General features: G+C 58.4%; 14 protein-coding genes and 5 pseudogenes. 5 read left to right on the top strand and 14 right to left on the bottom strand.

Translation table 11 applies throughout. The features are described 5' to 3' along the window. Nucleotides 1–38 precede the first annotated feature (38 nt). A pseudogene (locus tag ACVIIW_RS15980) lies at nucleotides 39–242 on the top strand (transposase domain-containing protein); the annotation flags it as partial. Next, on the top strand, nucleotides 242–532 hold the full coding sequence (locus ACVIIW_RS15975; RefSeq protein WP_456701611.1) for a hypothetical protein: 291 nt from the start codon (nucleotides 242–244) through the stop codon (nucleotides 530–532). The pseudogene ACVIIW_RS15980 and the gene ACVIIW_RS15975, both read left to right, overlap by 1 nt. 91 nt (nucleotides 533–623) lie before the next feature. On the opposite strand, the gene ACVIIW_RS15970 is transcribed toward ACVIIW_RS15975, so the two are convergent. The 6 genes and pseudogenes from ACVIIW_RS15970 to ACVIIW_RS15945 all read right to left on the bottom strand — a co-directional run bounded on the left by ACVIIW_RS15970 (nucleotide 624) and on the right by ACVIIW_RS15945 (nucleotide 7,180). After that, nucleotides 624–2,009, bottom strand: coding sequence for an MATE family efflux transporter (locus ACVIIW_RS15970; RefSeq protein WP_456701610.1), 1,386 nt, complete (start codon nucleotides 2,007–2,009; stop codon nucleotides 624–626). A 232-nt stretch (nucleotides 2,010–2,241) separates the two neighbouring features. Further along, entirely contained in the window at nucleotides 2,242–2,781 is a 540-nt protein-coding gene (locus ACVIIW_RS15965; RefSeq protein ID WP_456701609.1) for a GNAT family N-acetyltransferase, read from the bottom strand. A gap of 541 nt (nucleotides 2,782–3,322) precedes the next feature. Then, nucleotides 3,323–4,279, bottom strand: coding sequence for an IS481 family transposase (locus ACVIIW_RS15960; RefSeq protein WP_456701608.1), 957 nt, complete (start codon nucleotides 4,277–4,279; stop codon nucleotides 3,323–3,325). A gap of 113 nt (nucleotides 4,280–4,392) precedes the next feature. Then, complete coding sequence (gene istB, locus ACVIIW_RS15955) at nucleotides 4,393–5,136, bottom strand: IS21-like element helper ATPase IstB (protein ID WP_456705169.1); 744 nt, start codon at nucleotides 5,134–5,136, stop codon at nucleotides 4,393–4,395. 222 nt (nucleotides 5,137–5,358) lie between these two features. After that, nucleotides 5,359–6,545 (bottom strand): annotated as a pseudogene (locus ACVIIW_RS15950) (IS110 family RNA-guided transposase). 173 nt (nucleotides 6,546–6,718) lie between these two features. Beyond that, the gene (locus tag ACVIIW_RS15945; RefSeq protein WP_456701607.1) at nucleotides 6,719–7,180 is read right to left on the bottom strand and encodes a Mu transposase domain-containing protein; all 462 of its coding nucleotides are present in this window, start codon (nucleotides 7,178–7,180) and stop codon (nucleotides 6,719–6,721) included. Between the two features lie 274 nt (nucleotides 7,181–7,454). On the opposite strand from ACVIIW_RS15945, the pseudogene ACVIIW_RS15940 reads away from it, so the two are divergent. After that, nucleotides 7,455–7,732 (top strand): annotated as a pseudogene (locus tag ACVIIW_RS15940) (ISNCY family transposase); the annotation flags it as partial. Here the strand turns inward: ACVIIW_RS15940 and ACVIIW_RS15935 are convergent. The 5 genes and pseudogenes from ACVIIW_RS15935 to ACVIIW_RS15915 form a co-directional block, all read right to left on the bottom strand. Next, nucleotides 7,721–7,981: pseudogene (locus ACVIIW_RS15935) on the bottom strand (IS110 family transposase); the annotation flags it as partial. The pseudogenes ACVIIW_RS15940 and ACVIIW_RS15935 sit on opposite strands and share 12 nt — an antisense overlap. 92 nt (nucleotides 7,982–8,073) lie before the next feature. After that, a complete protein-coding gene (locus ACVIIW_RS15930) occupies nucleotides 8,074–8,223 on the bottom strand; it encodes a hypothetical protein (RefSeq protein WP_456701606.1) in 150 nt (49 codons plus the stop codon). Between the two features lie 65 nt (nucleotides 8,224–8,288). After that, nucleotides 8,289–9,593: pseudogene (gene tnpC / locus ACVIIW_RS15925) on the bottom strand (IS66 family transposase); the annotation flags it as partial. Between the two features lie 67 nt (nucleotides 9,594–9,660). Beyond that, nucleotides 9,661–9,876 (bottom strand): IS66 family insertion sequence element accessory protein TnpB, encoded by a 216-nt coding sequence (gene tnpB, locus ACVIIW_RS15920; RefSeq protein WP_456705168.1) that lies wholly within the window; start codon nucleotides 9,874–9,876, stop codon nucleotides 9,661–9,663. Then, on the bottom strand, nucleotides 9,822–10,109 hold the full coding sequence (locus ACVIIW_RS15915; protein ID WP_456705167.1) for a transposase: 288 nt from the start codon (nucleotides 10,107–10,109) through the stop codon (nucleotides 9,822–9,824). The genes tnpB and ACVIIW_RS15915 overlap by 55 nt, the downstream gene beginning before the upstream one ends. 712 nt (nucleotides 10,110–10,821) lie before the next feature. Between ACVIIW_RS15915 and ACVIIW_RS15910 the strand changes: the two genes are divergently transcribed. Further along, the gene (locus ACVIIW_RS15910) at nucleotides 10,822–12,501 is read left to right on the top strand and encodes an MFS transporter (protein WP_456701605.1); all 1,680 of its coding nucleotides are present in this window, start codon (nucleotides 10,822–10,824) and stop codon (nucleotides 12,499–12,501) included. A 173-nt stretch (nucleotides 12,502–12,674) separates the two neighbouring features. After that, complete coding sequence (locus ACVIIW_RS15905) at nucleotides 12,675–13,904, top strand: diaminopropionate ammonia-lyase (protein ID WP_456701604.1); 1,230 nt, start codon at nucleotides 12,675–12,677, stop codon at nucleotides 13,902–13,904. A 479-nt stretch (nucleotides 13,905–14,383) separates the two neighbouring features. Here ACVIIW_RS15905 and ACVIIW_RS15900 read toward each other — a convergent pair whose 3' ends face one another. From ACVIIW_RS15900 to ACVIIW_RS15890, 3 genes are read right to left on the bottom strand one after another with little or no spacing between them, the layout of a single operon-like run. Further along, the gene (locus tag ACVIIW_RS15900; RefSeq protein ID WP_456701603.1) at nucleotides 14,384–15,808 is read right to left on the bottom strand and encodes an MATE family efflux transporter; all 1,425 of its coding nucleotides are present in this window, start codon (nucleotides 15,806–15,808) and stop codon (nucleotides 14,384–14,386) included. 3 nt (nucleotides 15,809–15,811) lie between these two features. Continuing rightward, entirely contained in the window at nucleotides 15,812–21,727 is a 5,916-nt protein-coding gene (locus ACVIIW_RS15895; protein WP_456701602.1) for an amino acid adenylation domain-containing protein, read from the bottom strand. Further along, nucleotides 21,615–22,271 carry an AMP-binding protein gene (locus tag ACVIIW_RS15890; RefSeq protein ID WP_456701601.1) on the bottom strand — a complete coding sequence of 219 codons (657 nt, stop codon included), beginning with the start codon at nucleotides 22,269–22,271 and terminating at the stop codon, nucleotides 21,615–21,617. The genes ACVIIW_RS15895 and ACVIIW_RS15890 overlap by 113 nt, the downstream gene beginning before the upstream one ends. Nucleotides 22,272–22,788 lie beyond the last annotated feature (517 nt).

Raw genomic sequence — 22,788 nt, 5'->3', positions numbered from 1 at the left:
GTCCGAAGACGCATGAAGGCCTCCTACATGCCAATCTCTGTGGGTCCGACCGCGGAGGGCGCCGAGCCGCCGCCATGTATAGCCTCATCGTCTCTGCCAAGATGAACGACGTCGATCCTCAGGCCTGGCTGGCCGATGTACTAGCTCGCATCGCCACCCACTCCGCTCACAGGCTCGATGAGCTGCTGCCCTGGAACTGGAAGACAGCGCAACAGCAAGGCCTTGCGGCACAGGCGGCTTGATGGGACACGTCAACAAGGGCAGCCACGTGTTCACTCTCAGCCATGTCGCTGAGATGCTCGGCGAAGACGCGGAATGGCTGTTCGAGGCCGCCGAAGAAATGGACACCGAGGATGACCAGCTATGGGTCGTCAGCGTCGGTGAAGACGGGGTGATGGCGTTCACCGATGACCGGATCGAGAACCTCAAAGAGCTGATCGCAATCCACAAGGACGCTCCTTGGATTATTGAAGAACGCCGCCAGGTACTCGCGGCGATCGTTAAGCCGAAGGCCGAAAAGCCCGAGGTTTAGCCGCTAACCGGACAAACCAGCCCGCCCGCGGCCTACGCCGACGACCGCGCCTGCGGCCCAAATCGTCTGTAGCTCCAGGGGTGGAGTGCGGTCAGGGAACGCAGGATGACGACCCCCCAAATCTGTTGGCCAGCAAGCAGAAGCGCAACGTGAGGAGTCCGGCGTAAATAGTGGATGCGAATGACATGCCGAGCCAGACACCAACAACGCCAGGGTATATGTTCAAACTTAGAGCGTAGCTGAGGGAGATGCCGACCAGCCAATAAGCTATGCACGCGAAGAGAAGGGGTACTTTCACGTCCTTCAGTCCTCGAAGGGCGCCGGTAGCAACAGTAGCAACTGCATCAGTTATGTAAAAGGTCGAAGCGATGAAGAGGAGATCCGCAGCTAGCCACGCCGTCGCTTCGGCATCGCCGATCACCGCGCCCAGAAAGAGCCCGGCAATGTCAAAGCGTGCCGCGATGACCACGCTGGTTACTATCGCGGCGATCACGACACCGAGCTGGATCGCGATCAGACCCGCCCTTTTGACAGCCGAACTGTCGTTGCGCCCGACTGCATTGCTAACCCGCACAGCCGCCGCCGTGCTGATGCCGTAAGAGATCATGAAGAGAACCGCGCCGACCTGACCCGCAATCTGATGAGCGGCGAGTGCGCTCGTACTGATCCGGCCCACTAGAAACGCGGCAATCAACGAGAAGCCGTATCCGACCAATGTGGCAATCGAGATCGGTGTCCCGATCACGATTAGTTGGCGCAAAAAGCGCCAATCGACGCGCCAAATACATGTTACCATGGGACTGCCGCGGAAAGGAACATGCGATTTAGCGAAGCACGCGGCAGCCAAGAACGTCCCGCAGTTCACTATACTAGTTGCAACACCTGCCCCGAACAGCTCTAGCCGCGGTAGTCCGAACTTCCCATAGATGAGTAGATATACCAGCAAGGCATTGATTGGCGTTGCTCCAACCATGATCCACAAGACCGCACCCGGGCAGTTGATCGCGACCATGACACTACGAATGACCTGAAAGCCCAGCGCCGGCGCCACCCCCCAGGCCAATCCGGTCAGATATTCCTGAGCAAGCCGCGTCACATCCGGCCCTTGCCCAAGAGCGGACAGTATTTGTCCTCCATGTAGGACAAGCGCCATAATCGGAAGTGATAGCAGCACTGCCTCCCAAAGCCCGATGCGCAGTAAGAGCCGAAGTTCAACTATGTTGCGTGATCCGAATGCCTGCCCCGCGATCGGCGCAATGGCCCCGAGCAGGCCGAGGCCGAACGTGAAAAAAACTAGATAGAGTCTGCTGGCCAGCCCTGCGGCCGCCAACGAATTCTCCCCTATTCGAGAAATGAAAAGCAGATCGGTCGTCATCATCGTCAGTTGCGCGACTTGCGTTAGCACTACCGGAAAGGCGAGCTTGGCAGTTTCCCCGAATTCTGACACCCGGTGATTACGAGCTAACGGTTTGCCCATCTTCGAAGACCCCTCAAGATGGCTTGGGTGTAGAGACTCTGTCGGCGGAGATGATATCGTACAGCTCCCGCCACACCCGCATCGCACCCGCTTTGATCGAGCCATCGTCCTTTTTGCGTGCACCTTCCAGATCTCAGTCCTGTGGAGTCCCCGATTGGCGAGCAATAACACCAATCGGATCTTATCACCCTCGCATCGAATATTATTTTCAAACTGACGCCATCTGTGCTGATTAGGCGATCTGTTCTGCAGCTGAGCAGTATGCCTCGCGAGTCATTTTGTAGTACTGCCAGAACTTGCCATATCGCCAACAGTCGTGGACATAGCATAGCCCTAGCTTCTTGGCCGCACGTTCTGACCGCGTATTCCCGTGCTTAACGAGGCCAACGACATTGTCCGCGATCGAGTTTCTCAAGGCATGTGTGACCGTAAAACGCATTGCCTCAAGAGCCAAGCCTCGTCCTCTCCCGCGTTCGGAAAACGAAGTCGCGATTTCTAGATCATTGGTCCCCTGATAATCGCGCAGACCACAGCGGCCAATAAAAATGGGGTTAGCGATGGTCTTTTCATAGACCATCCAGTCGCCGAAACCGTTCTTCCGCCATTGGACTAAAAACCAGTCGAGCCACTGGCGCACATCTTGAGTGGTTTGCGGAACGTTGTCGAAAACAAACTCCTGGACCAGTCGGTCGTTGTGCAGCTGAAACAGCTCAGCCTCGTGTTCGGGGCCGGGTGAAGTAAGAATCAAACGTTCGGTCTCGCGTCTGACCATAGTTTCTATTCTCCCGTTAGCGGCGGCTGTGTGAGTCGGACGTAAAGCTGATGCAATCCTCATCAAGTAGACGCTTGTCATCTCTTTGGCCCCCTGAGTCGTATTCGGCTCCGCAGAGGCACGAGTCGTACATGACTGCTAGAATGTCTCCGTTTCGAGTACGTGCCGAGAGCACTTCATCGGCCTTGGCTCAGCTCCAAATGGGGAGAAAGTAGTTCCGGTGATCCAACCCGCGTTGCTCTCGGGCACGATACGAGCACGCTGTTGTCGTATTTTGGCCGATTGCGGGATGCTGTCAAAGCATGACGCGAGCTAACGTCGCGCTCTGTCCCGGCAACAACAGAATAGGGGGCGACCTGACCAATTTAGGAGCCCTCCAGTGTCGCTTTCTTCGTGAGTACATGGCGTTGCTATTGGCGAATTGGAGTGAATGACCACGAGTTAGGTATCATTCCGGTAGACGCGGATTGCAATTGGTCCGATATCGGCCACATACTAGCACTCATCCAGTGGCGTGGACCTACCAAGGTTGGGAGTGCCCCTAACTGTGGAGCCTCAAGAGGTTGTCCTCAGTCAGACCGAGGCGGCTGATCGGGGTTTGTGACTTTATACCACCATGAGGCCGGTGCCAGTTGTATCGATGCAGCCAGATCGGCAGCTCTTGGGCGCGGCGATTGGAGGTTGGATAGGCTTTGGCATAAGCCCATTCCCGTAGTGCGGTTTGGATGAAGCGCTCTGCCTTGCCATTCGTTCTCGGCGTGTAGGGTTTGGTGCGGATGTGCTTGATGCCCAGGTCGCGGCACGCCTCGCCGAAGGCGTGAGATCGGTAGCAACCGCCATTGTCGGTCATGACGCGCGTGACGGTGACCCCAAGGCCTCCATAATAAGCCACAGCCGCCTTGAGAAAAGACACCGCGCTGTCCACCGTCTCGTCCGGTTTGATCTCCGAGAAAGCGACGCGAGAATGGTCGTCAATGCAGACGTGGACGAACTCCCAGCCGACGCCTCGGCTCCTGTTTGGACCACTTGAATCGCCGGTGATGCGATGACCAACCCGCTCGAAACGCCCGAGCTTTTTGATGTCGATGTGAATGATCTCGCCTGGAGACTCACGCTCATAACGGCGCTCCGGCTCGGCCGGTTCAAGATCGCGGATCCGGTTCAAGCCCAAACGACGAAGCACTCGGCTGACCGTGGCTGGCGACACCTTGACCTCGATTGCGATTTGCTGGCCGGTGTGGCGCTGCCGGCGCAAGGCCTCGATGGCGGTGCACGTGGCCGGCAGGGTTTGGCTCGGCGATGAATGAGGTCGAGACGAGCGGTCGAGCAAGCCAGCCACACCGTTCTCGCGGAAGCGCTTGACCCATTTGGCGACCGTCTTCGGCGTCGTGTTGAAAAGGTCAGCCGCGCCGGCCTGGCTCAACCCACCCTCGACCACGCTTCGCACCATCGCCTCTCGACCTTTGGGCGTCAAAGGCGCATTCTTGTGGACGTTCATCTGGTCTCTCCTTGGAACACTGAAGCTTCGCAACCCGGAGTGCCCCCACGAGCGACGGAGCGACGCGCGCGGGAGGGGCCTGTGGGCCGGCGGGACGATCGCGCGTGAGGTAGTCACGTCTTTTTCCTTTCGCTGGCCTGCCGGCGCAGGCTGTCGCCTTTGCGCTCGAGGCGGTGCGCATTGTGAATGATGCGATCCAATATCGCGTCACCGAGAGTGGGATCGGCAATGACGTCATGCCATTGCGACACGGGGACCTGACTTGTGATCAATAAGGATCCCTTGTCGTAGCGATCGTCGACGATCTCAAGCAGATCACGACGCTGGTCGGCGGTGAGCGGTTCAGGTCCCCAGTCGTCGAGGATGAGGAGATTGACACGCTCAAGCGCGGCGATCAGGCGCGCCAGACGGCCTTCGCCGCGCGCCTGAGCGAGATCGGCGAACAGGCGGGATGCCCGCTTGTAGAGGACGGAGAAGCCGTCGCGGCAGGCTTTGTTGCCGAGCGCACAGGCAAGCCAGGACTTGCCGGTGCCGGTTGGGCCGACAATGACCAGGTGGTTGGCCTCACGGATCCATTGGCTGGTGGCGAGGTTCTGGAAGAGCGAACGGTCGAGGCCGCGAGCGGTGCGATAGTCGACGTTCTCGATGGCGGCAGCTTGACGGAGTTTGGCACTGCTCAAGCGGCGCGTGAGGCGGCGGTTGTCGCGGGCGGTGACCTCGCGATCCACGAGGAGGCCGAGCCACTCGGCGTGCGGCATCTCGGCCGCCTCGGGATTGTTCTGCAGTTCGACGAGGGTATCGGCCATGGCGGCGAGACCGAGGGCGCGCAAGCGATCGACAGTGGGGTGAATGAGCACGATGATCTCCTGATCAGTTGTAGTAGCTGCGGCCACGGATGTTGGCGTGGAAGAGGATGGGCGCCCCTCGGTGGGAGGAGCGGTTCTGTCGGTGCCGTTCTTGAGGATGGCGGCGACCGATTTGTAGGAACGGGCGTTGAGCAGAAGGGCACGGGCGCAGGCGGCGTCGACGCGTTCCTGGCCGTAGCGCTTGACCACCGATGGTGTTGAGAAGCCCTATCGTCAGTTCAAGGCCACTTTTTTTGGCTTCTCCTTCCAGGCCGCCACCATCCGCTCGTACGCCTGCTCGACGCGTGCGACATAGCCAGCTTCCCGCTCACGCAGTTCCTTGATCCAGTAGTCCCGACCCGGGCCAGCCTTGCCATAGGCACGAGGCGCTCCAGCCTTGAGTGCCACCTTCCGGAGTTTCATCGCTGTGAACGCCGGTCGTGCGTAAGCATAATCTTTCCCGGTCCTCAGGACGTGCCAGATCATCACTGCGAGCTTACGTGCCGTGGCGACGGCCGCGACTCCAGCCCCATGCTTCTTTTGCATGCGATTGAAGAAGGCCCGCAGCGGCCCGGGCGCCGTCTTGGCCGACCAGGCCGCTTCAACCAGCATCTTGCGGGCGTCACGATTGCCCTGTTTCGAGATACGACCATGCCTTGGCGGATGCTCTCCCGATTGCCGAACTCGAGGGGTCAAACCGAAGTAGCTGCTGAGCTTATCCGGTGATTGGAAGCGTGCGATGTCGCCGATGGAGGCCAGTACACTCGATGCGGCGACCGAACTCACGCCGGGGATCGTCATCAGCTTGAGAGCCCGTGGATCGTCCAAAGCCTGTTGGGCCACGACTTTGTCGATTTCCGATAGTTGCTTCGTCACGCGTTCGAGTTCCGTGATAAGACGCTGGAGCATCGCACGCTTCTCCGATGGAAGAGGCAGACTGTCCAGCCAATGCTGTCCGTGCTTGCCGAAGAGATAGCCTTTGTAGGGCGGGATGAGGTTGGCATGCAGGATAGCCTTCATTCGTCCTTTAATCCGGATGATCTGCGCCAAGACGCCAGCGCGCTCGGCCATCTGCGCCGGCGGCTGTAGGTGTCCTCGTCAGCCACCCAGACCTCCGGCAAGAAGCCAGCAGCATGCAACTTTGCCAGGGTCCCAGCATCGACCTTGTCCGTTTTGACTCGCGCATAGGCGATCGCCCGAACGAGCCTCGGATTGGCGACCGCGACGCGCTTAACGTGCGGGCGCAGAATACGTTCGACCGCCGCGCTGTTGCCCGTTACCTCGATGACCACCTCATCCTCGAGGCTGAGTGTCTTGGCAAAGGCGACAAGCCGATCGTGGACGAGATCAACGCGGAGCTGTCGGATTATTGTTCCGTCCTCCAGGATCGCCACTTCGGCGAAGGATCGGTGGATGTCCATGCCGACGATTTGCATGCTTGCTTCTCCTTTGTCTCAGGAGCCAGTGGCTTGCACGACATCTACGGATCCGCGCTCGCAGCGCAGCCGGGCAAGTCGTAGGGGCGGCCAAGTAACAAAGCGAGCTCACAGCTCATGGTCATGGCGGCCTGCCACCGTTTCGTGCTCCAGCGCCCCTATCCCGGCTTGGACAGACTAATCCGGACGACCGGTCCTCTCCACCGGGTTTGAGCGCTGAAAACATCATGCCCTTTAAGAATGCCGATGGCCGAACGGAAGCCCTGTTCCGGATGCGGCCGCGACCGCAGGATGACGTCGATCAGCGTGTCGGCGTCGGGGCCGACCTTGGCGGCTTCGGAACGAATGCGCTCATGGGTCCAGTCGCGATAGCGGCGATGCGAGCTCGGCATATGCTCGGGAACCGTGGTCGGGCGATGCGGCAAGGTGCTGCGCAGATGCGAGGCCACCCGCTTGCCGCGGAGGAAGATCTCGACGGTCTTTTGGGTGACGCGAGCCTCAACCTCCTGATGCACGAGGTTGTGAGGGACGCTGTAGTAATGCTTGGCGATCTCGACGTGATAATCGAGCTTGACCCGGCAGCGCTTCCACTCGGCATACTCGTACGGTTCATCTGGCAAGGGCGTGAGCGCCGGACGATCGAGCTCCTCGAACAGTTCGCGCCGACTTCGCCCCCAGCTCCGCAACGGTCGATTGTTGAGATCGACGAGCAGCGCGTGGATCGCCTCGTTGAGGGCGGCGAGCGAGAAGAAACGGCGGTTGCGCAGGCGCGCCAGAATCCATCGCCCGACGATTTGGACCCCGACCGCATTGCCTCGCCCTAATTGTTACCGGATGCTGAGCCGTTGCCTCACGTAAATTGCTCATTTGGATCGGGAGCGAGCGGGGGCGAAGATGGGGTGGCTAAGCATGGCAACGCGGAAGGAACTGACGGCGGCAGCAGGACGCGCTATCGGCGTTCGGATCACGCGAAGAAGACGCGGATATTGGACGAGTTCGTCGACATCACCGGGTTCCATCGCAAACATGCGATGCGACTACTTCGATGTCAGGAAGACGCGCGCCCAAGCCGAAGGGCGCGACGTCGAATGTATAATGAGGTCGAACACAACGCGCTCGTGCTCTTTTGGGAAGCTTCAGACCGGATCTGCGGGAAGCGGCTGAAGGCGTTGTCGAATAAGCAAATCTCGCGTGCGATGTAGCATTAAGATTCCCTGCTGTTCGACGGTCTTTACAGGGACAAACCGCATGCCTAGCCGTTGGACGGCTTCCCAGCAAGCCTCTGCATCAGCAGCATCGTGCTTATTTGTCTTCACGTAAGCTCGTACGTAGCGGGCTGGCATGAGACGTGCTTTGTGTCCCAGCCTTATTAGTTCACGAGACCAATGATGGGCGCCGCCGCAAGCCTCAAGACCAACGAGAAGGAATCGAGAACCCTTCCCTGAGCGAGCTTGTTACGGATAATCTCTCCATCCGCTGTAGTCTAGTGGATTTGAACCAGCTCTTCGAGATATCAAGCCCGATCGACGACCGAACTCACGCCAGGTATTGTCATCAGCTTGAGAGCCCGCGGATCGTCCAGAACCTGTCGCGCCACGGCTTTGTCGATCTTCGATAGTTGCTTGGTCACGCGTTCGAGTTCCGTGATCAGACGCTGGAGCATCTCACATTCCTCAGGAGGAAGAGGCAGACTGTGAGCCAACGCTGCCCCGACTTGCCGAAGAGATGGCCCTTGTAGGGCGGTATGAATAACCACGACTGTCTGCCCAATGCGATGCCGCGCAGCGCTCTTTCGGCTGCATTGTTCGAGAGGCAGACGCGGCCATCGTCGAGGAAGCGGGTGAAGGAGGTCCAGCGCTTGAACATGTAGTTCATGGCCTTGGCCAGATCGTGACCGCGGGCGAGCTTGGCGCATTGCTCGCGCATATAGGCTTCCAGATCGGCGACCAGCGGCGCGCTCTGCGCCTGGCGAACAGCTCTTCGGTGATCGGCGCTTTGGCCGTTGATGGAGCGCTCTATCTCGAACAGAGCGTCGATGCGGCGCACGATCTCCATGGCGACGGGCGAGATGACGATCTCCTGCTTTCCGGCCGCTTTGCGCCGCGCGTTCTCCTCAAGATCCGCCATGGCGAAGAACGGCCGCCGGGCATGGACCCAACAGGCCGCTTCCCTGATAGGCCCAGGACTTCGCTGGGGCTCGTAGAGTTTGGTGTATCCACCGAAGGCGTCGGCCTGCAGGATGCCGCTATAGTTGGTCAGATGCGCCTGCGGATGCTCGCCCCTTCGATCGCGCGAGTAATAAAACATTGCTGCCGGCGGATCTGAGCCGCCGAAGGGGCGGTCGTCCTTCACATAGACCCAGCATCGAGCGACATCGCACTTGCCCAAGGCCAACACGGGCACGGTGGTGTCGTCGCCGTGGAGGCGTTCAGCTGCCATGACGTGGGCTTCCAACAGGCGCGATAGCGGCTCCAATACCGTGCAGCAAGCCCCAACAGCGTCGGCTGCGGTCGACAGACTGACGGGCACGCCTCCAGCGCGTAACGCTCAGTCTGCCGGTTCAGAGGCTGATGCTGGCCGAACTTCTCATAGAGGAGCATGGCGCAGGCGATTGCCGCCGCAGCATTCACACGTCGTTGGCGAATCGATCACCACACGCTCGCGGGGAAGATGATCAGGGAAGGTATTGCGTTCGGGACGCGTGCGCGTAAATCCGCGCACAGTCGTTGTCCTGGCGACAGCTCTCTCGGCCGCAAGCTCGTCTTCGGTGGCGCTGGATTCCAGCTCTTCAAACGTAAGCGCTAACTGGTCGATCAGACGAGACGAGCGTTCTGATCTTTGCCCGTGGACCTGGCGCTCAAGCTTAGCGATCCGCAGCTTCTGGCGGGCAATCAGCGCACTGTCTTCCGACGCCTTGGCACGGGCGACCGCAAGCTCCGCTGCAATATCCAGAGCCTTCGCGCGTTCGCTCGCCAACGCCTCTTTCAGAGCGGCTATGTCTTCGGGAAGAGCTCGCGAGGCGTGTTCATGCAACCAGAGAATCACAAATTCAGTGCTTTGTGGTCCCCCAAAATGCGCATGATCTCATATTTTATTTCGCTCAGCCGGCGCTCTGCGGTCGCCATGTTAGTTGCGGATTCCTCCAGTCGATCCCTTCCAGCATATAAGCCATCTGAGCCGCTGAGATCGATACCGCATCTCCCGACGTCGCAGGCCAGATAAACTTGCCGCGGTCCAAGCGTTTGGCATACAGCGACATGCCTAACCCGTCATGCCAAAGAATCTTGAGCAGATCACCGCGGCGACCGCGGAAGATGTAGAGACCCCCCGGACCCGACAGCCGCTAAGCTCGATCTCGATTATGCCTACCTTCGCGCGCAATGGCCTTGTCTGCGCGACCACGGCCGATGCCGGAGTTGGTGTCGAAGTGATCTCCACAGGAACAAGCAATGGCGCTGCATCCCCGCCCAGCCGACCCTCCCGCGCCAACCGTCGCCACGTGAACAACTGGCTCGTGGACAACCCGTTGCGCCGCGCCGTCGCCGACACCAACCGGGAACCATCATAACTCTCAGCAACGATCCGATGCTTCTCGTCCACTGTTCAACGACGGCGGGCGCCAGTCGAAACTACTTCCAATCGGGAGACCTTCGAAATAGGCGTATGGTCTTGCAAACGCTCACCAACGAGAGATGTCGGCTTGGCCAGTACGCATCGCTAGCGCCCTTTTTCGTCGCGCAGTGCGAGTAAAACGCTGCAAGTTTCCTTCGATTTTGTGCTCTAAGCGGCTACGCGCGATTTAAATATTCAGAGCGCTTCAGAGTATGGCCTCACCTATATGCGTTCACGTCGCTGCTGGCCATTGGACAGATCTGAGAAGATCGGCTTTCAGTTGGGCAAGGCCGCCGCGGCTCGCTCGGCGGCACCTGTCACGAGGAAATCAACTTTTTGAATCAATACAAGCGGCGAAAGGATAAGGCCTCTGGGTCAGTTGAGTGGCATCTGGCCTTTGCTGGTGGCATCTTGCAGGGAGTGACTACGGAATGAGCCGTGTCGAGAAAGCGCGCACTTGCAGGGCAAGAGCAAAGTTTACTCGTCAGGTCGGGATCGTGCGAGGCGGAACCCTTGGCGCGAACCTGACTATTTTGAGGTCTCTCTTGCATCTAAGCAGCGCAAGTCGAATGACGGCGGACTTCCCGTTTGCCATCAGCCCCTCTTTGTCCTCATTCGTCGCACCATCCGGGGTAGGGCAGCAAGCTAGATGACTCCTCTCAAGCCTCGACCAATTAGCACTGAAGGTATCACAGCGCCCTTCCGCCACCTCACCTTTCGGCGTATCTGGCTTGCGAGCCTCCTTACGAACCTGGGCGCGCTGATCCGGAGCGTCGGCGCAGCGTGGGCGATGACGCAGATGACAACGTCGGCGGACAAAGTTGCGCTTGTGCAGACAGCATTTTTGCTACCGGTCATGCTGATTTCGATGCCCGCAGGCGCAATTGCGGATATGTATGACCGGCGGATCGTGATGCTTTTCGCGCTCAGCATGTCGCTAGCTGGTGCGACCGCGCTGACGGCACTTACCTGGCTAGGGATGGTCACGCCAGACTCGTTGCTAATCCTGTGTTTTGTAATCGGCAGCGGCGTGGCTCTGATGGATCCTGCCTGGCAATCCTCAGTTAGCGAGCAAGTGCCGGCGGAAGCACTCCCAGCTGCGGTCGCGCTGAACAGCATTAGCTATAACATCGCGCGCAGCGTGGGACCGGCGATCGGCGGGATAGTGGTAGCGGCAGCCGGCGCAGTCGCTTCGTTTGCCCTAAATGCATTGCTATATCTACCCTTACTTCTTGCGCTGTTCTTGTGGAAGCGAATTTCCGAACCGTCATATCTTCCGCCAGAAAAACTAAACCGCGCCATCGTTTCGGGGCTCCGCTACATCGCTAACTCGCCCCCGATCAAAATCGTGCTGATTCGTTCCATGATCACCGGCGTGATCGGAGGCGCCATCATCGCGCTAATGCCGCTGGTCGCCCGTGATCTCCTTGGAGGTGGTGCACGGATCTATGGGATAGCTCTCAGCGCGTTCGGACTTGGCGCGGTAATTGGAGCGCTATATGTACCTGAAGTACGAAAGCGCTTGAGCGGTGAAGCCGCAATTCGCGCCTGCGCACTGTCCATGAGTGGGGCGCTTCTCGCCGTGGCGTTGAGCCACGAGCTGGTTCTCACATCGGCCGCTCTTGTCCTTGCCGGTGCCGTGTGGATGATCTCCTGGGCCCTCTTCAACATTGGCGTGCAGCTGTCGGCCCCGCGCTGGGTCGCAGGACGCTCGCTTGCAGCCTACCAAGCAGCAAGCTCAGGAGGCATTGCTGTCGGTAGCTGGGGCTGGGGTCATTTGACCGATGCCGCAGGTGTCGACACAGCGCTTTTGATATCAGCAGTGCTGATGTTAATTTCTCCACTATTGGGGCTTTGGCTCCGTATGCCTCGCATAAACCCGCGAAGCGAGGATGCTGAAGCGCTTGCGCATCCTGAGGTTCGGCTAACGCTCACCCATCGCAGCGGACCGGTTGTGATTGAAATCGAATACCGCGTGGCACAAGAGAATGCGCGGGCCTTTCATAACGTCATGCAAGATGTGCAGCTGTTCCGAAAGCGGAATGGCGCGTATGGCTGGTCGATCGCTCGCGATATCGCTGATCCTGAACTGTGGACAGAACGCTACCATTGCCCCACGTGGCTTGATTATCTGCGTCAACGCAATCGCTCGACGCATTCAGAACGCGCGCTAGATCGACAAGCTGCGTCCTTTCACGTGGGACCGGAGCCCGTGCGTATCCGGCGCATGCTAGAGCGTCCGTTTGGCTCCGTCCGGTGGAAGGACGATGTACCCGATCATACCGCCAACGAGGCCTTGCTCGGTGACTATAACCGGAATCGAACGTAGTAACTGTCAGGAATAGCCCAGCTTGATGTCGCGGATAGAGCGTCGCGCAGGCTCTCCGACAGCGGAAGCCGGAGCGATCCACTCTTGCATAAGTGGCCGCAGAATGCATGGATGTTATTCTCGCAAATGAGGTTTGTGATAAAGCGTCAGCAGAGACGCAAGAGAGTCGAACCATGTTGCTTCTCAACCGGCACACCGATTACCGCGCGCCACTGGAAGCTTCCGATGCCGAGATGCTCAGTGTCGAAGGAGCGCGCGGAGTAGAGCGCTTCCTTGCGCATCGAGACGATTACAAGGCAACGCCGCTCGTCTCGCTGCCGGGCCTTGCTCGTGAGATCGGGGTTGCCTCGATCCACCTGAAGGACGAAGGCCATCGGCTCGGGCTTGGTAGCTTCAAAGGTTTGGGGGGTTCCTATGCCGTGATCCGCCTTGTGCTGGAGGAAGCAGGTCGGAGGCTCGGCCGAGTCCTTGACGCGTCCGAGCTCCGATTGCCCGAAGTAATTGCAGTAGCGCGGGGGATGACGGTATCGTGCGCCACCGATGGCAATCACGGCAGATCAGTCGCGCATGGTGCCCAGCTGGTTGGTGCGAAGTGCGTCATATTCGTTCACTCGGGCGTCAGCGACGAGCGGATCGCGGCTATCGCTCGCTTTGGCGCGCGAACGATCGGCGTCAGCGGCAACTATGATGACTCCGTCGCCGAAGCCTCCCGAGTTGCCGCAGATAAGGGGTGGATCACAGTATCTGACACGTCCTGGCCGGGTTACGAGCGGATCCCCGGCATAGTGATGCAGGGATACACCGCTCTCGTGAGCGAAGCGCTGCGTCAGTTATCCGAGCCTCCGACCCACGTGTTCGTTCAAGCCGGCGTGGGTGGGGTCGCTGCTGCAATTGCAGGACATTTCCGGGTTCTGGCTGCTGACAACAGGCCATTCTTTACCGTTGTCGAACCTTCGCGAGCGGCGTGCCTGTTTGAAAGCGCTCGAGCTGGCCATCCCGTCAAGGTGGAGCATGGGGCGCCAACAGTGATGGCGATGCTTGAATGCTACGATCCGTCCCTCGTCGCATGGCGCATCCTTTCGCGCGCAGCCGATGCCTTTATGACGGTCGACGACGAGGACGCCATCAGCGTCATGAAGCTCTTGGCAAACCCTGTGGATGGCGATCCCGCTGTCGTTGCTGGGGAAAGCGGCGGCGCAGGTCTGGCAGGACTGCTGAAAGTTGCCTCCAACCAGACATCGCGGTCCATGACCGGACTTGGACAGAATGCTCGGGTCTTCCTGATCAACACCGAGGGCGCGACTGATCCTCGTCTGTATGAAGAACTTGTTGGTGTAACGCCGGCGCAAGTGACTGGGAAAAATATTGTACCAACTTGGGACGAGAAAACGTCGGTGTCGTGAGCCTCCGGGGCGCTTTCAGGCCCGGACCGGTTTCTCGCGATAAAGGCGGCCTGCTCTTACGTCTCGAATTGCAGCCCGCAGCCTGCTCCTTTTGACCTGTTCAAGGTCTTCCGAAGATGTCGGCCGGGAGAAGACTATCCTACCCGTCCACGATGCAGCGCATTCATTCCCGCAAGAGGGGCGTGTTTTCGGGCCACCAAGCCCGGCCTTTTGGGAACGGGCGCTCGGCGCTCTGATTGTGCAGGTAGGCGACGCCGTACCTGGACAGTGATAGGCGCAGTGCCCAAGTCGAACCCCTATACCGAGCAATGTTTCGACGATCCGGCTCACTCGACGTGAACTCTATGCTCAATCGTCCCGCGGAATTAGCCACCCTCGGTCCCGCCTACGAGGGCGACAACTTCGGCAACCAGCTCGGAACGGATGACGGCTGGCTGCCCGCGAGGAATGCATCAATTGCCCGGAGATGCCCAATCAAGTCAAGGAGCCCTCTCGATTCCTGGCTGAATGGCCGGTCCACCTCGCCTGAGCTCGGCGAACTGGCGCAAGATGACGAACAGAGCGATCATTCCGGCGCCCAGCTCAGCGATGGCTTGGCTGGCCAAAACCCCACTGAAGCCTGATATGACAGGAAATAGAAGTACCGCTGGTATGAAGAGATACCCCTGCCTGGCGAAAGAGACCACCGCGCTAAGGCGTGCTCTCCCCAGCGACTGAAGCATCGTCATCACGAAACTCTCAATACCGTAAAATCCAAAAAACAGGTGAAAGACGATGCAGCTCAAGACGGCAATTTCTGTGACATCATCGCTATTGCTGAACAACCTGACCAACGGCCGGGCGAAAACGATAACGGCTGCGGAATACGCAAAGGAAAGCGCAACGGTGATAGACAGCATAAACTTCGCAACCTTCATTACACGAGCAAAGTCGCGCGCGCCCCAACCGAACCCCAGGACAGCTTGAGAGCCGATACAGAATCCGGTGATAGGCAGCGCGCCGATTGTCAAGATTCTTACAGCTATTCCCACCGCCGCGACGAAATCGTCACCGAACCGCGCAGCAGCTCCGTACAAGAACATACCAGCAAGAGCGGCTAAGATACTTGTCGTCGTCGCCGGCGCCCCAATGAGCGCGAGCTGCCTGATGCGATCTACTCGTAACGAGACCTGAGATATCCTGACGAGCACCGTGCCGAGCCTCTTGGTAAAATACACGATGTAGAAGCTTATAGCGGCGATCTGTGATATCAGCGTCGCTAACGCTGCGCCTCGCACACCCAAGCCTAGCAAGAAAATGAAAATAGGATCAAGCAAGGCGTTCAATATGAAAGCCGTCAGCATCGTCCACATACTGAATCGCGTGTTGCCTTCAGCTCTTGCGATGAAGCCGCTGACGATGTTTAGGAGCATCAAAGTAGAGCCCGGCAAGAGGATCGCGGCGTAGTCGAGCGCGATGGGCAGGATGGTTGGACTTGCCCCAAGCGCGACGAAGATGCCTCGTAGGGTTACAAGCAGGACGATGGTCATGATCACACCGATGGGAGCGGCGAGGGCGAGCGCCGTACTCGCACCTCGGCCAGCCTCCAACGCATTACCAGCACCAAGATGACGAGATATGAAGGAGGCGGTACCCACACCGATCCCCTCTCCCACGGCCGCGAGCACGACAATGAGCGGCATCGTCATGCTGACAGCTGCAATCGCCTGCGCGCCGAGTGAGCCAACAAAGATCGCGTTAAGGAGCTGCTGCAATGCGTTGATCGACAAGCCGATAACAGATGGAATAGCGAGCCGCAGGAGAAGGCTCGTGAGATTATGATCCGATAGATCGATGTGCCGGCTTTTCTTCCGCATCGCATCGCGATTGCTTTTGACGACGAGCTCCGGACTACGCTTATCCATGATTCACGCCGTCTTCAGCTCTACGAATTCATCGATCGTCTGCATCAACTCCTGTTGCAAGACCGTGCAAAGACGCCGGGTCGCATCATAATCGACCATGCTCGGATCATACGTGGTGTCGATCTGTAGACGGCCCGATTGAAATCCGACCTCGAACCAGAAGAGGTGGATCGCCGCTGCTTGATGCATGTGTTCGCCGATGCAGAGTGGAGAAGGGTCTGTGTCCAGAAAGCGGCGCGCGAAATGACGCTGCAGACCGGCGCGATAATTCACCCCAATTCTGGGAAGTGGCAGGCGATCGAGCCGACACCGCAAGGCTGGATCTCGGTTTAGGAATTTCAGGGCCCGAAAGCCTATTCCTCCACGCGGCAGCGCATTGCGCTGCCGGTATATGAGACGAGCGCGGTCGGAACGCGTCTCTCTTCCGGTGACCTTCAATGGAAGCGGAACGAGCTCGCTGATAAGGCCAATGACCTGAGATGGATCAAAATCGTCAAACAGCCGACCTCGTGTCGAGCTCAGGCTATCAATCCAGAGCGAATAGTTGCCGAACAGGGCTCCACACGCACCGGACAGGGCAGCAAGAAACACATCAAAGTCCTGACAATGCGCTGATCTTGCTCCAATACTAAGGAGACCCGCTGTCGCTTCCGCGTCGATCTCAAGATGGTACTTGGCTCGATCTACCCGCGAACGGCCGTTCACATCCTCCCGACGACCTGCGAGATTCGCATCGTGAAGCTCTCTCGACCTTGCTTCGTCAATACTCGTGCCGCGCGATGACGCATCGCTGACACGCAGATTGAATTGATCGTAGTCAATACCCTCCCAGTACTTGAGCTCGTTTGGTGCTTCGCTGTCCGCGTAATTCTCGAGGCGCTTCAACCAGGAAGAGAGCCTTTGTACGGTCTCAGGGCCATTCATATCATGGCCTGCAGCAAGAGTGTTGTATGCGCCCTCCAACGCTTCCAGGAATAGCCGATAGCCCATCCCATCCGCTACGAAATGATGCATCAGCACCAGCAGATAGTAATCGCCGCTTTCCGAAGTACGGAACGCCGCGACGTGAACAAGAGGCGTGTGACCGTCAAACCTGAACATGTGTTGACGTTTTGCCGAGACGATCTCGATCGTCCTGCGCTGGTCTGGGCCGGTCATTTGGACCAGATTGATCTCCTCCACGATGCGCTCAGTCGGACAAGTCCCAATCCCCAGCCGTAGTCCATCTTGGGTTCGAGCAACGCGCAGCCTGAGGCTTTCGTGCTTCTCGATGACATGGGCGAGAGCGCGGTCCAGGATCTTGACGTTCAGGATGCCGCCCCGCAAAAAGAACAGATCGCCGATGTTAAAATGCTCGTCAAAACCGAGAAGAGAATTCCAAAACGATATGATGGGGGGCACAGGCAGCAAACTGTCCGCGGAAGCTATGTTGTGGGGGGCTGCCCCCGCTTCCCCGGCCGCCAACTCCCTGATGGTCGGCGTTCGATAGAGTTGGTTGACGGTGAGATTCAGCCCGGCTTTGCACGCCAGCGTGACGCAACGCACGCTCAGAAGAGAATCGCCGCCGAGATCAAAGAAACTGCTGTCGATTCCCACCCCCCTGACCCCTAGTAGATCCTCCCAGATCCGAGCAAGAACTCGCTCGTTCCTGGTGCGGGGCTCAGCAGATGGACGGGTTTCGATCTCGCGGTACGGAACGGAGGATAGGCGAGTACGGTCTATCTTTCCGCTCGTCGTCATGGGAACACTGTCAACCAACCTGAAGGCCGCGGGAACCATCGCAGATGGCAGCTTGTTGCGCAGATGGGCGAGAATCTCTCCAGAGCTGAGATTCTTGCGAGCGGGCACCACGCTCGCCGTCAAGCGGCGATCGTCATCGGTGCCTTCTGCGAAGACCGCGGCCTTTGCGATTGCGGGATGAGACTCAAGGGCAACTTCGACCTCCTCCGGCTCGATGCGGAAGCCCCTCACCTTGATCTGGTTGTCCGATCGGCCACATATCTCAAGAAGGCCGCTGGTTGAGATGCGTGCGATGTCCCCACTTCGATAAAGCACGTTGTATTGTTCGCCATCATACGGATTCGGCACGAAACAGCGGCCAGTCCGATCTTGATCCCGCCAATACCCAGCGCTCAGACAGCGGCCTGCGATGCACAGTTCGCCGGGAGCTCCGACAGGCACTCTCTTCAATCGTGAATCGAGCACGTAGAGTTTGACGTTGTCGATTGGCCGCCCCACTGGGACAAGCGCCGAGCTGTCATCCGCATCCGATGTTTCGTGCACGGCTGCATTGGACGCACATTCCGTCGCACCATAGAAGTTCCACAACGGCACGCCCGGAAAAGCCTCACGCCAGCGAGCGGGCAGCGAGGAAGGCATTGGTTCGGCACTGCTTGTGACCAGTCGCAAGGCGGTCCTTTGCGGTTGCCGCTCCTGGGACCTGATGAGACCGGACAGAAGTGGCGGAGAGGCAAAAAAGCGTGTCACGCGATGTTTTGCCAAACTGCACAACAACAGATCCGGATCTAGCACCTGCCCTTGGGTGAGGATCAGCGTAGGCACTCCTCTCAGAAGCCCACCAAAATACTCCCAAGCGGAGGCAACAAGGCAGGCGGACTTCTGGACAACCATGACGTCAGTGTCATCGAACGGAAAGCACCGCCACATCCAGTTCAGCCGGTTGAGAATGGCCGCTTCCGGTATAAGAACCCCCTTCGCCCGACCTGTGGAGGAGGACGTGTATATGAGGCTCGCAATTTGGTGATCTGTCGGTTTGTCGCGGGGGACGGAATCATCCCTCCGCAATTTGCACGTTTCTAAGGCCAACAGAGAAATCGAAGGTATCTCAAAGCCAGGCTCCGTGATATTCGCGTGAATCAAGAGCTTTGCCTGACTATCTCGCAGCATATGTTGGATCCGGTCACGCGGATAATCCGGCGCAATCGGCACTACAACAGCATCCAAGCCTCGCGCCGCAAGCATGACAGCGGCAACGTCCGACGACCGGTCAACAAGCACGGCAACCAGATCGCCGGCCCCCACTTTCATCTCCTGCAGGAGCGAGCGGATTGCCGCTACGCGCGCGCGCAGCTGGTCAAACGTGACCTCCCCGAACTCGCCAAAATATGCTACTTTGCCGTGGTTAGAGACGCTGATCTGCTCGAAGGCTTCGGCAAGCGGACATTCGGATTCATATCGCTGGATCGACCCATCCAGCGAACCCAGTATAGAGAGGTCTGAGGCGCTAAGGCAGCTCAGTTCCTCAATGGGCGCAAGCGCTTCATCAACGCAGGCGGCAATCAGACACCGCAGATTGTTGGCCATGCGGGCAGCGAGATCACTCGAGATGATGTCTTCCGCATACGCCAACTGGAGCGCAATTTCATCGCCGTGATCTTGCGCGTACAGCGTTAAATCGAATTTGACATAGCCGGTGTCATATTCGCGGAATGTCAGAGCCATCTCATCCCGACCAACCGGTTCAGCGGCTTCGGAATACATGTTGAACATGACCTGGAAGATCGGTGATCGACCCGGTTCGCGACATAACCTTGTATCCCTGACCATCCATCCGAATGGATAGGCCGCATTTGCGATGGCATCGCTGACCAGACCCTGGATGCGCCTGGCATGAGCAGCAAAGGATTGACTGGCATCGATCGCCGCACGGATCGGCAGCATATTCAGGAAAAAGCCGATGATGTCGGCGCTGCCTGGTTGATCTCGTGCAGCGTGTGGCATGCCGACGACAATATCGTCCTGACCGCTATACATTCGTAGCAGCAGCTGGAAGCACGCCAGTAGTGTTGTCGAGGTGGTGCAGCTATTTTGGCACGCGAATTCTCTTACCCGACTGGAAAGATCGCTGCCAAGCAGCACTGGATGCGAGGCGCCGCGGAATGAAACTGTTTGGGGGTGCGCCCTTCCAAGCGAAAGCACCGGCGGATCATCACCAATCTGACGACGCCAATAGTGACGTTGGTTCTCCAGGGCCCCTGGAGAAATGTGCTGTTTTTCCCACGCGGCGTAGCCCGAGAGTGACGCACGGTTCCCTGGCCAAGGCGCCGCGGCATCTAAATATCTCTGCTGAAGATCTCTGAGCAGAACAGAAATCGACCAGGCATCGAGGATGATTTCGTGAGCGGTGATCAATATGAGATGATTGCCAGCACCAAACCGGACCATGCGCGCACGAAACAAGCGGCCTTGTGCGAGATCGAAATTGTCTTTCAGCTCCGTTCGCCGAAGCTGCGCGACGAGCTCCTCAGCTTCGGAGGAGGTGAGATGAGATGCATCGATCAATTCAAGATTGGTGCATGGCGGACCATCAAAGCATTGAACCGGACCGTCTTCGTCGATAAAGCGCGCCGAAAGTGCCTGGTGGGAATGAATGACCTCGGTCCAGGCGCGATTGAACCGAGCTAAATCGATATTGCCCTTAATCCGCAGCCCGCCTTGAATGATGTAGTTCCGGGCAGATGGATCGAGCTGCGCCAGAAACCAAAGATGCTCCTGGAGTCGCGTCAGAGGTGATCGGTCAAGCTTTCGGTATGTCAAGGCTGTGCATGGGTGGGGCTCGACGCGAGCCTCGATCGAAGCGGCAAGAGATCGAATCGTCCCATTCAGGACCAGCCTGAAATCCACTCTCACCCCGAGCAAGGTCTGCAACTGTCCCAAGATGAGCATTGCCCGGAGCGAGTCTCCGCCGAGGCTCATGAATTGGTCATTCACACCTATGTTCTCGATACGCAAAATGCCGGACCAGATTTGACGTAGCCGGACTTCCAGATCTGATTGCGGCTCCTCAAAGGGCGTTGACAATACCGGCCGAACACTCCCCGGGTCAGGCAATGCTGAAAAGTCGACCTTTCCGTTCCTGGTCAGTGGAATACCACTGGCGTGGATGATTCTTTCCGGAAGCATGTAACCGGGGAGTGCCTCGGCAAGAAACTTCCGAAGGTCGCTTTCCTCCAGCTCAGCTGGAGCCGTCACATACGCAACCAGCCGCCGCGAGTCGGCTTGCGCCTCCGCCCCAGCTATATCTCGCGCCGTAAGCTTTACACCTGCGCAAGAAGAGGCGACTGCGACCGCGCCATGCACCAAGGGATGAGCGGACAAACGAGCTTCGATTTCTCCCAGCTCGATTCTGTGCCCGCGAATTTTGACCTGACGATCCCGTCGACCGAGACATTGCAAAAGGCCGTCGGAACGGAGGCGCCCAAGATCACCTGTCCGATATAGACGCCGGAAGGACAGGTGGTTTGAGAATGGATTTGGCTCAAACGCATCCTTGGTGCGGACCTGGTCATTGACGTAGCCGGCAGCAACACCGACGCCGCTGACACAGATTTCGCCCACTTCTCCTACATTGCAGAGCCGCGGTCCGTCCGCGACATAAACCTCACAGTTTTGAATTGGCCTGCCGATCGGCACATAAGTATCAGCCAGCGCAGGCGGCACGGAAACCAGATGATGGGTCACGCCGTCGGCGCACTCGGTCGGCCCGTAATGATTGAGAATGGGAACGTGGGGATACAAGGCAAGCCACGCACGCGCCAATCCGGGCGTTAGAGGTTCTCCGACCGTAGAAATAATCCGCAAGCCGTCCATGCCTCGCTCTGCCTCGGTAAGCGATTGCAGATATTCAACATACACTGCCAGCATCGACGGCACGAATTGGACGACCGTAGCGGCGCATCGTTGAATTGCTCGGAGGAGCGATGGCGGCGATCTCAGTGTCGCATCATCGATGATTGATGTAGAGGCTCCGACGCAAAGCCCAGAAAGGAGCTGCCAAAGCGAGATGTCAAAGCAGTGCGATGCCGTTTGCGCGACGCAATCCGACCGAGTGAGATTTAGAGCATCGATCTTTGCCGCCAAATGATTGTTTAGTCCGGCGCGTTCGATCATTGCGCCCATTAGGCTGTCCGGTCGAACCAGACGTAAACAGAATATAGGCAAGCCCATCCACGTTCGGCGATGGCATAACGGACGGGGTCTGCAACCGGCCCAGTGCCGCCTCTATAGCTACGAATTGCGGAGCTGTCTTGCTGCTCCCCTGGAATAGGCTGAGCGAGTCCGGACGGTCTCGGCCCATCAACCAAGCGCAGCGGCTCTGCTCGATCATGAATGATGTACGGGACGCCGGCTGCGATGGATCAAGCGGTAGGTACGTTGAACCAGCCTTCAAAATTGCGATGACCGCCGTCGCCCAGTCGAGGTCTCGCTCCCCCCAATAGCCGACAACCGCGCCGCGAGCACCCTGCTCTCCCAAGGCCATTGCAAGAGCATCTGATCTTGATCGTAGCGCCTCATATGTGAGTTCGTCTGCGCCGTACCTCAGCGCAACTCTCTCCGGATCCGAACCGGCAAACCGATTGATCGCCGTGATCGCGTCAACCGGTTGACATTCGATGGACTGCTTCTTGGCTGATTGATTTTCTGTAGGCACGCGCCCCGCCATTCGTCGCCTTCTTCGGTGCTCAAATTCGAGCGCCGGAGCTCGTCATCAAGGTGTGCATGCGCAGCCACCCTGATTCCGCACGTCACAAGGTTTTGTCCGTATGAGCTTCTCGGTGTTCGCTTCTGGCTCGGTGATCGGCAGAGGAACGGCAGGACGCTAGGACGGCGCGTGCACTTTGGCACCTACCTGATCTTGGACTAGACCTGCCATCGTCTGCATGGCACCCGCAATCAACGCGCCCACAGGCTCGTTATGGCTTGTGATTAGCGTAATTGTCCGATTTCTCAGCCCCTGAGCCGGCACCACCAACCGATCGAGGGCGGGCTGGCCACCCGGCGACACAGCTTGTACGAACGAAAGACTTTTTTCCGTAACCACCGCCAGACCGATAGTGTTCAAGCCGGTGGTCGCCGCAACAGGGCCCTGTCGGCGCCTCAACATTACAACGAGTCATCGAAGCTCGCAGCAGCAGTCCCAAAGACAGCCTTGAGGTCATCCAAGTGCTGGCACCGGCAGC

This window comes from Bradyrhizobium sp. USDA 4449 (assembly GCF_054056275.1).
The sequence above is the reverse complement of the archived record's forward strand: the minus strand, read 5'-3'. Positions and strand labels throughout refer to the sequence as shown.